Here is a 13,364-nt window from a genome sequence, read left to right on the forward strand (position 1 = left end):
TCCATTGAATGTTAAACTAATTTTAGTGCTTTTAAGCTTTCTGCAATTTGAACTGAGTTCCATGCAGCACCTTTCAGCAGGTTATCAGATACAATCCACAAATGGAACCCGTTTGGACGGTCTAAATCTTTCCGAATGCGGCCGACAAATACGTCATTTTTTCCAACTGCACCTGCAGGCATTGGATAAATTTGCTGAGATGGGTCATCTTGTAACATAATACCTGGTGCATTTTTTAAAATTGACTTGATGTCGTCCACTGTTGCACTTGTTGCATCTAGTTCAACGTAAACAGATTCTGAATGTCCTGTTTCAATTGGAAGTCTCACACATGTAGCCGCTACTTCTAGCTCTGGCAAGTGCATGATTTTTTTCGTTTCATTGATCATTTTCATTTCTTCAAATGTAAACCCATTGTCTTGAAATGTATCAATTTGGGGAATCGCATTAAATGCAATTTGATATGGCATAACTTCTGGTGTAACCTCTTCTTTATTTAAAATGGCTTGCGACTGACTGTACAGTTCGTCAATGGCTTCATGTCCTGCACCTGATACTGCTTGGTAGGTGGACACAATGACTTTTTTCATTCCATACGCCTGACGAAGCGGTTCTAGCGCCACCACCATTTGAATCGTTGAACAGTTAGGATTTGCAATAATCCCTTGATGGTCATGCAAATCTTTTTCGTTTACCTCTGGTACGACAAGAGGGGTATTTTCGTCCATACGAAAAGCACTTGTATTATCTACAACAATTGCACCTCGTTTGACTGCTTCAGGAGCTAGCACTTTGGAAACATTTCCTCCAGCACTGAATAATGCAATGTTGACCCCTTCAAAGCTTTCAGGTGTTGCTTCTTGAACGGTATACTCTTGACCTCTGAATGTCACTTTTGTTCCAGCAGAACGTTTTGAGGATAGTAGAGTAAGTGTATCCATTTCAAATTCTCTGTCAGCTAGTGTTTTTAACATTTGTTGACCGACAGCTCCAGTCGCTCCAACTACAGCTACATGCAATCCTCTTCCCATCAGTAAAACTCCTTCCGACCCATCCATAATTTCGAGTGGTCATCCTATGACTTTTTACATTTTATTTTACCATAGAAAAGCAAGGCTTGAAGTACCTTTTTTGAATCTTTCATGATTTTCTAGTGAATCTATTATTCGTTTGATCCAATTAAAATTGGTTGAATTTGTCTATGCTGGAGCGCCTCTTCTACTGTTTTAGTCAGTAGATCCATATGTGCTACCATGGATGTCGGTTTTTTGAATGGATCATCTTGGCCGAATGGAATAAAGAAAATGTTCTTTGTCGACATGAGCCTCATGAGATTTGTACCATTTAACCCTAATGCATCGTTTGTCGAGATGCCTAAAACGACGGGACGATGATTTCGAATGGTTGCCTTCGCAGCCATTAAAACAGGACTATCTGTCATGGCATTTGCGAATTTTGCCATTGAATTGCCTGTTAAAGGAGCAATGACCATACAATCAAGCGGAAGTTTAGGTCCGAGTGGCTCTGCTTTTACGATGGAGTCAATCGCTTGAAATCCTGTGAGTTCTTCAATCCGCTCGATCCAGTCCGCTCCTTCTCCAAATCTCGTATTCGTGCTTTGGACCGTATAAGACACCACAGGACGCACCTCAGCCCCTTCTTTAACGAGTGCTTCAATTTGCGGAAAAACGACTTCATACGTACAATGGGAACCTGTTAAACCAAAGCCGATTCTTTTTCCTTTTAATGTTGTCATGATTCCATCCCCCTTTTTTCCTCCGCAAGTTCACATAAGAGCCCAGAAAGCACTTTTGCAATGATTTGTCCTGCAGTCTTTGGTGCAACAATCCCCGGAAGACCTGGTGCAAGAAGCGCCTTCACTCCGTGCTTTTGCGCAAAATCAAAGTCGGTTCCGCCTGGGCGCGAGGCGATATCCAAAATGAGTGTCTTTGGTGTCATATTGACGATGACAGATGAATCTAATACTAAACTCGGAATCGTATTGATGATGATATCAACATCTGTCACTTCTTCTTTTAAGCGATCCATCGAAAACGGATCAATTCCCATTTCAAAGGCTCTCGCTAAATGCGCTGTATCAGCAGCACCTACTTTCACGTCCGCTCCTAATGCCCGAAATGTGCGAGCAATTGTGAGCCCGGTTCTTCCAAGCCCGAGAACGACGACATGTGATCCATGAATCGTATAGTCCGTTTGCTGAATGGCCATCATGATAATCCCTTCAACTGTTGGAATTGAGTTATATATGGCAATATCATCTCGCTCAAACAGCTTCACAAGCTTCCGGTTCACCTGCTTTGCCAGATTGTCTAAGTACGTATTCGAAATACCTGAATACAAGGTACAATGTGCAGGGGTTCTTTCTAAATATTTTTTTTCGAGCACGACCTTCTCATTTGAGAAAACCGTGGCAACGACGCCTTCATCTGTTGCGCCTGATACGGGAAGGATCATACTGTCTACCTGTTCAAATGGAAGCTCTGACATTTTCAGTTTTTCAGCACCGATAAACCCATGATCTAGCTGATCAAATCCTACCAAAAACACTTTGGCATGTTGCTGTGACAGCTTGCGTATAATTTCAAGCTGCCTTGCATCTCCTCCGATCACTGCAACCGTTAAACTGCTCAACATTCTGACCGTTCACCTTCTTTATTTTAAAAAAGTCTGTAATATTTTCTGAATCTCCCTTTCAGCATATGAGGAGAGGATTCAGCCTGTGAACAAATCTCGAGGAGAAAAGAAAAAGAGCACCCTCTTTTATGATGGGTGCTCTTTTTCCCCGTGCGGCTGAAGTTCTTCAGGCACATCGAGAATGATCATATCTGATCCTATTTTTTGAATGTGATTCCACGGAACGCGGATGTCATTTCCTTGTTTTCGAAATCCAAACCACTTCACGGAAGGAATAATGAGTGCTGTGATCTGACCGTCTTGTTCATTGATTTCAAGGTCAGTTTGTCCAAGCACGCCAAGCCGCTCCGCTCTTTTGATATCGACTATCTCTTTTCCTGACAGCTCACTTAGCCTCAAAATCGCATCACTTCCCTTCCTTATTATATATGCAGCAGGGAGGTGGGATAGACCGGATCCTCTTTAACATGATGCCAATTGGTATACCAAGTCGGTATAAGTAGGTTAAAACGACCATGGTCTATCAACATTCTATTCACTCGATTCATCATGTCCTTTACATGTGCCGGATCATAGAAAACGTCCAGACAATAGAAGAAATGCAACTCATTGCTGTGTAGATGGAAAAAAGAAGCCAAAAATCATTTGTGCCCTGCTGAATATGGAAGGCTGCTTTCTCGACTAAATAAAGACAGTTTATAAAAATCATAAAATGGGTCGCCCCGGTTAGATTGATCAAAATCGATCACGCCAGCATACTGATTACCTTGTATAAGGATATTCTCTAAGGAAAGGGGAAGCCGTTTCAGTTCTTCATTTTTCATAAGTGCAGATCCCCTTTCTTCATATAAAATAAACGACAGACCTCATGAGAAGCCTGACGTGTTATGTACATTATGATGGCTGATCACCCGTCGGACTAATAAGCGAGAGCGCATAATCTTCTGTAAAAATTCTTTTAGATAAGTTGTTCACACCGTCTAATGTGACGTGATTGATTTCATCAATAATTTCATCGAGCGTACGATGTTTGCCAAGGAGTAATTCATTTTTACCGTTTCGGCTCATCTTGCTATTTATACTTTCAAGGCTTAGCATGAGGTTGCCTTTCATGTGCTCCTTAGAGTTTTCAAGTTCTTTCTGTGTGATTCCATCACGTTTTAAGACATCTAACGTTTGTAAGATGGTTTCAGATAGAAGATTTAACTGCTTCGCTCCAGTGCCACCATAAATGGTCAGCATACCGTTATCTGCAAATGAACTGTGATAGCTAAATACGGAATAAGCAAGTCCTTTGTCTTCTCTCACATCTTGGAACAAGCGGCTGCTCATGCTTCCCCCAAGAACATTATTTAAGACGATTAAGTCATAGATGCCCTCATCTCCAGCAGGAAGACCATTAAAGCCCATGCATAGGTGCGCCTGTTCAGTTTCCTTTTTGCGTGTGAGCTTGTCATAGTGAAATTGCGGGTCTTCTACAGGTTGCTTTTTCCCTTTACCTTCATATGAGCCAAACAATTTTTCAACCTCGTGAATAAAGGTATCATCTACGTTCCCTGCAACTGAGATGACAACACGATCCGGGGTGTAGAATTCATCCATATATGCTCTAAGTGAGTCGCCGTTAAAGGTAGAGAGTGTTTCCTCTGTTCCTAAAATCGGGTAACCTAATGAATGGTCACCGTAAATAGCTTTGCTTAACAAATCATGAACGATGTCATCAGGTGTATCTTCGTACATTTTAATTTCTTCATAGACGACATTTTTTTCTTTTTTCAGCTCACCTTCATCAAAAGCGGAGTGAAAAAACATGTCACTTAATACATCGAGGGCGTAACCAGCGTGTGAATCAAGCACCTTTGCATAATAGCAAGTATATTCTTTAGATGTAAAAGCATTCACTTGACCACCAATGCGGTCAAAAGATTCTGCGATATCACGCGCAGATCTCGTTTTTGTTCCTTTAAAGAACATATGCTCTAAAAAGTGTGAGATTCCGTTAATCCCTGGTGTTTCATGTCTAGAACCTGTTCCAATCCAGACGCCAATTGCGACAGATCTCACAGTGGGATTGTTTTCGAGTACAATTCTTACTCCATTTTGGCATATATACGTTTTGACCAAGTTTTGCTCCTCCTATTCAACGAACAGATCGCATCACGGATGTCTTTTTTCACTTAGGAGGTCAGAAACCGTTCCTATTTCATATCCTCTTTCCTTGATTTGAGTGATAAGTGCGTCAAGACTTTTCGCCGTTGCATCTGTTGGATGCATTAATACCATCGCCCCATTGTGAATTTTCCCAAGCACCCGCTTTTGTAAAATAGCTGGTGACGGTTTTTTCCAGTCGATGGTGTCTACTGTCCACATAATGGTTTCCATGCCTTCTTGCTTGGCAAGCTTTACTGTTTCTTCTTTAAAGCTGCCGCTAGGAGGCGCAAACCATTTTGGTTTTTTCCCAAGGGATTCTTCAATTTGACGATTTGTTTTGATGATCTGCTCTAATGCTCGTTCTCTTGTCAGTGTGCGCATATCCGGGTGATTGTATGAATGATTTCCAATTTCATGACCATTTTCCACAATTTTTTTAGCAAGGTCTGTGCTATTTTTCACCCATTTTCCTTCTAAGAAAAAGGTCGCCTTGACTTGATGCTTTTCTAGCGTATTCAGCATCTTTATTAAATGCTCATCGCCCCAAGCCACATTGATGAGAAATGCATTCATTTTCTTATCCGGATGTCCCTTATAAATGGGTTCAGCACCAAGTTCATGTAAATGAATGGATGGTATTGTTTCTTTCAATACAAGTAGTTTTTCATCAAATGTTCCAAGTTTCTTCATTTTTTCGTAAGAAGCATCGATATCAACTGTCTGTCCATTTAAGCCAGGCACCTTTTTCCACACTTTATCAATCTTAGCATTTTGCGCCTTCACTTCATAGTCAGAAGACTTCGATTTAATTTCTTGATACAGCGTATCTTTTGAAACAGATGCAACCTCGGCATGCTCTTTCATTGATTCAACATATGTGACAGCAGCCTTCTGCTTCATCGTTTGATATGACACGAGCAGTAAAAATACAAACACAATAATAGGTAACATTTTTTTCATTGGTTGTCCCTCCCTTTTACCACAAATTATGATGAGGAGAAACAAGCTAGAACCATTGTTACCCGCAGGAAAAGAAAGAAGCCTGGCACGGATACCTGGCTTCTAACACATTTTATTTGTTCTCATTAAGACTGCTTTCTTTTTTTTCCTTTTCTTCACGTAAAACAGCTTTGCGAGAAAGGTTCACTCGGCCTTGTTTATCGATTTCAGTGACTTTGACAAGTAATTCATCACCAATCTTCACGACATCTTCTACTTTGCCCACACGCTCAAGCGCAAGCTCAGAAATATGAACAAGTCCATCTTTGCCGCTGAAGATTTCAAGGAAGGCACCGAATTTTTCAATGCGTTTTACTTTACCTAAGTAAAGTTGCCCAACTTCAACTTCTCTGACAAGATCTTCAATGATTTTCTTCGCTTTTTGGTTCATGTCTTCTTCTGTAGAAGAAATAAAGATTGTACCGTCTTGTTCAATATCGATTTTCACACCGGTATCTTCAATGATTTTATTGATTTGTTTACCGCTAGGTCCAATGACATCACGAATTTTATCAGGGTTGATTGTCATTGTTAGAATTTTTGGTGCATAACGTGACAATTCTCCTCTAGAAGCAGGAATCGTTGAAAGCATGCTATCTAAAATTTCCATTCTTCCTTTTTTCGCTTGTTGAAGGGCTTCTTCTAAAATGTCTTTTGATAGACCATCGATTTTAATGTCCATTTGAAGCGCAGTTACACCTTTTGATGTACCTGCTACTTTAAAGTCCATATCTCCAAGTGCATCTTCCATTCCTTGAATGTCTGTCAGCACTGTGTAGTATTCACCAGATTTAACAAGTCCCATTGCAATCCCTGCAACTGGTGCTTTAATTGGAACACCTGCATCCATCATTGCAAGTGTGCTTGCGCAAATACTTGCTTGTGAAGTAGATCCGTTTGATTCTAATACCTCAGACACAAGGCGAACCGTGTAAGGGAAATCTTTTTCAGAAGGGATTACTGGCTCTAATGCACGTTCACCGAGCGCACCATGTCCGATCTCACGGCGGCCTGGGCCTCGCATTGGACCTGTCTCACCAACACTGAATTGCGGGAAGTTATAATGATGCATAAAGCGTTTAGACTCTTCAACACCTAGACCATCAAGAATCTGCACATCGCCAAGTGCACCTAATGTACAAATACTAAGTGCCTGCGTCTGCCCTCTTGTAAATAATCCTGAACCGTGCGTTCTTGGCAGAAGTCCTACTTCTGAAGAGAGTGGGCGGATTTGATCGACACCGCGTCCATCTGGACGTACTTTCTCTTCAGTGATCAGGCGGCGAACTTCATTTTTGACAAGCTTGTTTAAAACATCCTTCGCTTGTTTAATCGTCGCTTCGTCACGCTCTGCTTCTTCAAATTTCTCAATCACAGCTTTTTTCACAGCACTGATCGCATCTTCACGAGCATGCTTCTCATGTACTTGAATCGCTTTCAGCAGGTCAGCTTCAGCAAGTTCTTTTATTTCGTCTGCTAATGTTTGATCGACTTCATATAAAGGAATATCGATTTTTTCTTTACCGACTGCCTTTACAATTTCTTCTTGGAATTCGATTAAGCGTTTAATCTCTTGGTGACCGTACATGATTGCTTCAAGCATCGTTTCTTCTGGTACTTCATCGGCACCAGCCTCTACCATGTTGATTGCATCCTTTGTTCCAGCCACAACAAGGTTGATATCGCTCTGTTCAAGCTGTTCAACATTTGGGTTAATGATCAGCTTTCCATCCACTCGTCCTACTGTAACGCCAGCGATTGGTCCCTCAAATGGAATGTCAGACACACATAATGCTAAAGATGAGCCAAACATTGCAGCCATTTCAGATGAACAATCTTGATCCACACTCATGACAATACTAATGACTTGTACTTCATTTCTAAATCCATCTGCAAATAATGGACGGATCGGTCTGTCAATTAAGCGGCTCGCAAGGATTGCTTTTTCACTTGGGCGACCTTCTCTTTTAATGAAACCACCAGGAATTTTACCTACTGCGTATAATCTTTCTTCGTAATTCACAGTGAGCGGGAAAAAATCAAGTGGTTTTGGTTCTTTAGAAGCTGTTGCTGAGCTAAGCACAGCCGTATCTCCGTAGCGTACGAGAACCGCTCCGTTTGCTTGCTTTGCAAGCTGGCCAGTTTCAACTGTCAGTTGACGTCCAGCCCAGTCTATGGTAAAGACATGTTTCTCTTGTCCCATTCTATGATAAACTCCTCTCTTGTCGGAAAATTTTAGGTTATTTCTTATTATGAACAAAATAGTTTCACATATCAATGTGAAAGCTGTATGTAGAAGGGTTTTTGCCATTCTTTCAACATTTTAACCACAAAATATTAGTGATTATACGATAAAAAAGCGGGAATCCTCCCGCTTTTTACGATTATCGACGTAATCCTAGTTTGTTAATTAACTCACGGTAACGAGTTACGTCTTTATTACGTAGATACGTAAGAAGATTACGACGTCTACCTACCATTTTCAAAAGACCGCGACGTGAGTGGTGATCTTTCTTATGAGTACGTAAATGCTCGTTCAAGTTGTTAATTGATTCTGTTAGGACAGCGATCTGAACTTCTGGAGACCCAGTATCAGATTCGTGTGTTTTGAACTCATTAATTAATTGAGTTTTACGCTCTTGAGTAATAGCCATCCTGTTTCACCTCCAAATCATGTTAGCCCCATCTACCTCGCAACCGTCGGTGAAGTCGGCCTGCCAAGTAAGTGGTTTTAAAGCTACAGGAATTATTATACTAAAAATATGCTCATTTTGCAAATGATAGAGCGGTTTTTCTATGATTTTTTTGTTTCATTGAGATGATCTTGAAAAAACTGAATCGCTTCTTCTTTATCTTGACTAATTTGAGCCGTTAATTCTTGGATTCCGTTAAATTTTTGTTCATTTCGGATGCGTTTGTACCACTGTAATTTAATCGGTTCTCCATAAATTTCTTCGTTAAAATCAAAGAGGTTCACTTCAATGGCAGGCTGATCGGGACGCTTTTCATAAAATGTTGGTTTGTAGCCAACGTTACAAACGCCGTCATACACCTTGCCATTCACTTCGGCTCTTACTGCATATACGCCTGTTGGCGGAATAATGTATTCAGCAGATAAACCGACATTGGCTGTGGGAAAGCCAATCGTCCGTCCTCGTTTGTCTCCATGAATCACAATGCCGCGCAACTGATAAGGTTTCCCAAGCAGTTCACTCACATATTCAACGTCTCCATGTTTTAATGCGGAACGTATGAGAGTGGAGCTGACTTTCCGGTCTTGATTGGACAGCTTAGGTACGATGGTCGCAGCGATACGCCCTTTCCCGTATTCATCGAACGTTTCCATTGTGCCTGCACCAAACCTTCCAAACGTAAAATCGAAACCGGCTACTGCATGCTTCACATTCAGCTTGGCCAAATATTGATCCACAAACTCCTGAGGGGATAACGCTGCAAAGCTTTCACTGAATTGTACAATGTATAAATAGTTAGCACCTAGCTTTTCAATGAAATCAATTTTATCCTCAAGCGGAGTAATTAAGTCTTTTGGTTCACATGCTTTCTGCAACACATATGAGGGATGCGGGTGAAAGGTCATAACAGCTAAGGCCAATCCTTCTTTTGTCGCTATGCTTTTTGCTGCGTCAATCACTTTTTGATGTCCGAGGTGAACACCGTCAAAGTACCCTAAAGCCATTACAGACGGGACTTGATCCTTTTGATTCAATCTATGTGGGTGTGAAATATGTATAGTCTTCACGAGATGGTCACCTTTTCTTTAAGATTGCTTGCCCTGAGATAAGATCTTCGCCGGCTTCATTAGCTTCTGTTTGGCCGGATGCTTCATGTAAATCCCCATACAACGACCTGAAGGAGCAAAGACCGCGACACGATCCTCCTCTGCCAAATGAGCAAAATCATCAGGCATTGGCAGGACTGCACCGTTTTCCACTTTCCTTGCTAATGTATCATTTATCTCCCATTTCGGCAAATGATTGAGCGCACGCTCGATCGGTACAAGATGCTCATTTACCATTCCTTTCTCACTGATCTCACGCAGATCGTCAAGGGTGATACATTCATCTAATGTAAAGTCACCTGACCCTGTGCGAATGAGGTGTGACATGTGGGCCGGAAACCCTAGTTTTTTTCCGATATCAACCGCTAAGGTTCTGACATATGTCCCTTTTGAGCACAGAACGGTGAACCTGAATGACACGTTGCCATCTTCAAATGTGACAGGTGTTGTCCGCTCGATGCGGTGAATGGTCATTTTACGGCTAGGGCGCTCGATTTCAATTCCTTCTCTTGCATATTCATACAGCTTTTTCCCGCCAATTTTGACAGCAGAAAACATAGGAGGAATTTGTTCAATGGTTCCTTCAAACTGTTTCAGTGTGGCATCAATTTCATCTTTTGACATCGGTTTTTCCACCTTTTTTTCTTCTACTACCTCACCTGTTTGATCTTCTGTCGTCGTAGAAAAACCAATCGTGATTTCTGCATCATACGTTTTCGATTTATCTGTTAAGTACTCAACAATTTTCGTCGCTCTGCCAATACAAATGGGCAGCACGCCTGACACCTCTGGGTCGAGGGTTCCTGTATGTCCGACTTTTTTCGTGTGTAATATCTTTCTCACTTTGAACACACAGTCATGAGAGGTCATTCCTCTTTCTTTATGTAATAAAAGAACACCGTTTATCATCTGCGTTCTCTCCTTTCATAAACGATGAAAAAGGACAGACGATCATCGCCTATCCTTATTTCAACGTCTTATTCGTGATCTTTTGTGTTTAGTTCTGCAATCAGGCTTTCGATTCTGTTACCATAATCAACTGATTCATCGAATTCAAATTGCAGCTCTGGTGTTTTGCGAAGTCTGATTCGATTGCCAATTTCAGAGCGGATATACCCTTTAGCCTTTGCCAGTCCTTTTAAGGTTTCCTCTCTTTTCTTCTCATCGCCAAGAACGGAAATGTAGACTTTGGCAATTTGCAAATCACCAGACACTTCTACATCGGTAACAGTCAAAAAGCCGATTCTTGGATCTTTTAGCTTTCTGCCAAGAATGTCGCCCAATTCTTTTTTCATTTGCTCACCCACACGGGTTGCTCTCATACTCATGATCTTATCACCTCTAATTAAAACCACTCTGTTTTCGTGATCGTTCGTTCAATTTCAGGAAAAGAATCGATAAAGCTTAAAATGCGCTGTAGTTCTTTTTCCACTTGAACCCGAGATGAGGAAATAACGGCGATTCCAATCGATGTACGCTGCCATGTATCCTGATAGTCCATTTCAGCAATGGTCACATTGAATTTTTGGCGCGTTCTTGTCAGTATACGCTGAAGAACCGCTCGTTTTCCCTTCAGTGAGGATGCATCATAGATCATGCACTCACATTCGGTATAACCGATCATTTTCTTTCAATTTCTTGCATAACAAATGATTCCATGACATCACCTTCACGGATATCATTGTATTTCTTAATGGTAATACCACATTCATAGCCTTGTGAAACTTCCTTCACGTCATCTTTGAATCGTTTTAACACGTCGACTTCGCCTTCAAAAATCACGACGCCATCACGAATTAATCGGATACCACTATCTCTTGTAATCGTTCCTTCAGTGACATAACCACCAGCAATTGTACCGATTTTAGACACTTTGAACGTTTGGCGAACTTCAACTTGACCAATGACTTTTTCTTCATATTCAGGGTCAAGCATCCCTTTCATCGCAGCTTCAATTTCGTCGATGACTTTATAGATAATGCGGTGCAAGCGGATATCTACGTTTTCTGTTTCAGCTGTGCTCTTCGCATTTCCATCAGGGCGTACGTTAAATCCAATCACGATCGCATTTGAAGCACTTGCTAAAATGATATCAGATTCGGTGATTGCTCCAACACCCGTATGGATGATTTTCACTTTTACCCCTTCTACTTCAATCTTTTGAAGAGATGCTGTCAGTGCTTCCGCAGAACCTTGTACGTCTGCTTTCACGATCAAGTTGATATCTTTCACGTCGCCTTGTTTGATTTGCTCAAATAGATCATCTAGAGATAATTTCGCTTTGTCTGAACGCTGTTCATCAATTTGTTTTGAAGCACGCGCCTCACCCACTTGACGAGCTGTTTTTTCGTCTTTGAATACGAGGAACTGATCCCCTGCATTCGGTACATCATTTAAACCAGTGATTTCAACAGGTGTAGATGGTCCTGCGGTTTTCACGCGGCGTCCGATGTCATTAACCATTGCACGAACACGGCCAAATGTATTTCCGACAACAATTGGATCACCTACATGAAGTGTACCAGTTTGAACAAGAAGGGTTGCAACAGATCCTCTTCCTTTATCAAGCTCAGCCTCAATTACAGTTCCTTTTGCCACACGATTTGGGTTGGCTTTCAGTTCTGCTACTTCGCTGACAAGAAGGATCATTTCGATCAATTCGTCAATGCCCTCACCTGTTTTCGCAGATAGTGGAACGAAGATCGTTTCGCCGCCCCAAGCTTCTGGTACAAGCCCATGCTCAGTTAATTCCTGCATCACACGGTCAGGGTTAGCTGTTGGTTTGTCAATTTTATTGACAGCCACAATGATTGGTACCTCAGCCGCTTTCGCATGGTTAATGGCTTCAATCGTTTGCGGCATCACGCCATCATCTGCTGCAACGACTAAAATTGTTGTATCTGTTACCTCGGCACCACGTGCACGCATTGTTGTGAAAGCTGCGTGTCCAGGTGTGTCAAGGAACGTAATTTTCTTGCCGTTTTCTTCGATTTGGTAAGCACCAATATGCTGCGTGATTCCACCAGCTTCGCCTTCGACGACTTTTGTTTTACGAATGCTGTCAAGAAGCGTTGTTTTCCCGTGGTCAACGTGCCCCATGATCGTAACAACTGGAGGACGTACTTGCATATCTTCTACTTTATCTTCAACTTCATACTTTTCAAGTTCAGTTTCTTCTAAAATGATCACTTCCTCTACTGGAACACCATATTCAGAAGCGATTAATTCCACTGTATCTTTATCCAGCTCTTGGTTAATAGTAGCCATTACACCAAGCATCATCAGCTTTTTGATGATTTCAGCTGTTTCTTTTCCAAGCTCTTCAGCAAGCTGGCCGACTGTCATTGAATTTGTAAATTCAATTTTTTCAGGAAGCTCTTTTTTAGGCTTCACAGGCCTTGCTTGCTGATGCTGCTGCTTGTTATTGCCACCGCGTTTATTTTTGTTTTTGTTTTGGTTGTTGTATTTTTTGTTTTTATTAAATTGATTATTCTGCACGTCATTCTTCTTTCTATCATTGTTTTTGTTAGATGATTGTTTTTTTTGTTCTGCGGGTTTCTCGTTAGCTGTCTCTTTTGCTTTGGGTTTTTTATAGATAGCATCTAGCTTTTTTACAGTGTCGTCTTCAAGCGCCGCCATGTGGTTGTTCACTTCAACGTTCATATCCTTAAGCGCTGCTATTATATCTTTACTTGAAACATCTATGGCTTTTGCGTATTCATATACTCTTACTTTAGCCATTCGTTCACCTCCAAATAAA

General features: G+C 41.3%; 14 protein-coding genes. All 14 read right to left on the bottom strand.

Annotated elements, in window-relative coordinates; all coding sequences use genetic code 11:
- Window positions 1-11: 11 nt before the first annotated feature.
- Complete coding sequence (gene asd, locus LC033_RS00575) at window positions 12-1,031, bottom strand: aspartate-semialdehyde dehydrogenase (RefSeq protein ID WP_226566363.1); 1,020 nt, start codon at window positions 1,029-1,031, stop codon at window positions 12-14.
- 131 nt (window positions 1,032-1,162) lie between these two features.
- Window positions 1,163-1,756 carry a dipicolinate synthase subunit B gene (gene dpaB, locus LC033_RS00580; RefSeq protein ID WP_226566364.1) on the bottom strand — a complete coding sequence of 198 codons (594 nt, stop codon included), beginning with the start codon at window positions 1,754-1,756 and terminating at the stop codon, window positions 1,163-1,165.
- A complete protein-coding gene (gene dpaA, locus LC033_RS00585) occupies window positions 1,753-2,655 on the bottom strand; it encodes a dipicolinic acid synthetase subunit A (RefSeq protein ID WP_226566365.1) in 903 nt (300 codons plus the stop codon). The genes dpaB and dpaA overlap by 4 nt, the downstream gene beginning before the upstream one ends.
- Before the next feature lie 126 nt (window positions 2,656-2,781).
- The gene (locus tag LC033_RS00590; RefSeq protein WP_008344726.1) at window positions 2,782-3,054 is read right to left on the bottom strand and encodes a YlmC/YmxH family sporulation protein; all 273 of its coding nucleotides are present in this window, start codon (window positions 3,052-3,054) and stop codon (window positions 2,782-2,784) included.
- A gap of 242 nt (window positions 3,055-3,296) precedes the next feature.
- On the bottom strand, window positions 3,297-3,479 hold the full coding sequence (locus tag LC033_RS00595) for a phosphotransferase (protein WP_226566366.1): 183 nt from the start codon (window positions 3,477-3,479) through the stop codon (window positions 3,297-3,299).
- Between the two features lie 70 nt (window positions 3,480-3,549).
- The gene (locus LC033_RS00600; protein WP_226566367.1) at window positions 3,550-4,779 is read right to left on the bottom strand and encodes a M16 family metallopeptidase; all 1,230 of its coding nucleotides are present in this window, start codon (window positions 4,777-4,779) and stop codon (window positions 3,550-3,552) included.
- Window positions 4,780-4,812: 33 nt separating this feature from the next.
- On the bottom strand, window positions 4,813-5,766 hold the full coding sequence (locus LC033_RS00605) for a polysaccharide deacetylase family protein (protein WP_226566368.1): 954 nt from the start codon (window positions 5,764-5,766) through the stop codon (window positions 4,813-4,815).
- Between the two features lie 112 nt (window positions 5,767-5,878).
- The gene (pnp, locus tag LC033_RS00610; RefSeq protein WP_226566369.1) at window positions 5,879-8,008 is read right to left on the bottom strand and encodes a polyribonucleotide nucleotidyltransferase; all 2,130 of its coding nucleotides are present in this window, start codon (window positions 8,006-8,008) and stop codon (window positions 5,879-5,881) included.
- Between the two features lie 181 nt (window positions 8,009-8,189).
- Entirely contained in the window at window positions 8,190-8,459 is a 270-nt protein-coding gene (gene rpsO / locus LC033_RS00615; protein ID WP_008354438.1) for a 30S ribosomal protein S15, read from the bottom strand.
- Window positions 8,460-8,599: 140 nt separating this feature from the next.
- Complete coding sequence (ribF, locus tag LC033_RS00620) at window positions 8,600-9,565, bottom strand: bifunctional riboflavin kinase/FAD synthetase (RefSeq protein WP_226566370.1); 966 nt, start codon at window positions 9,563-9,565, stop codon at window positions 8,600-8,602.
- 18 nt (window positions 9,566-9,583) lie between these two features.
- A complete protein-coding gene (gene truB / locus LC033_RS00625) occupies window positions 9,584-10,513 on the bottom strand; it encodes a tRNA pseudouridine(55) synthase TruB (RefSeq protein WP_226566371.1) in 930 nt (309 codons plus the stop codon).
- Window positions 10,514-10,581: 68 nt separating this feature from the next.
- Window positions 10,582-10,932, bottom strand: coding sequence for a 30S ribosome-binding factor RbfA (gene rbfA / locus LC033_RS00630; protein ID WP_226566372.1), 351 nt, complete (start codon window positions 10,930-10,932; stop codon window positions 10,582-10,584).
- Between the two features lie 17 nt (window positions 10,933-10,949).
- On the bottom strand, window positions 10,950-11,228 hold the full coding sequence (locus tag LC033_RS00635; RefSeq protein WP_226566373.1) for a DUF503 domain-containing protein: 279 nt from the start codon (window positions 11,226-11,228) through the stop codon (window positions 10,950-10,952).
- Window positions 11,225-13,345 (bottom strand): translation initiation factor IF-2, encoded by a 2,121-nt coding sequence (gene infB, locus LC033_RS00640; RefSeq protein WP_226566374.1) that lies wholly within the window; start codon window positions 13,343-13,345, stop codon window positions 11,225-11,227. The genes LC033_RS00635 and infB overlap by 4 nt, the downstream gene beginning before the upstream one ends.
- Between the last annotated feature and the right edge of the window lie 19 nt (window positions 13,346-13,364).

Origin of the sequence: Bacillus stratosphericus, from assembly GCF_020524495.1 — a bacterium.
Lineage (GTDB): Bacteria > Bacillota > Bacilli > Bacillales > Bacillaceae > Bacillus > Bacillus stratosphericus_B.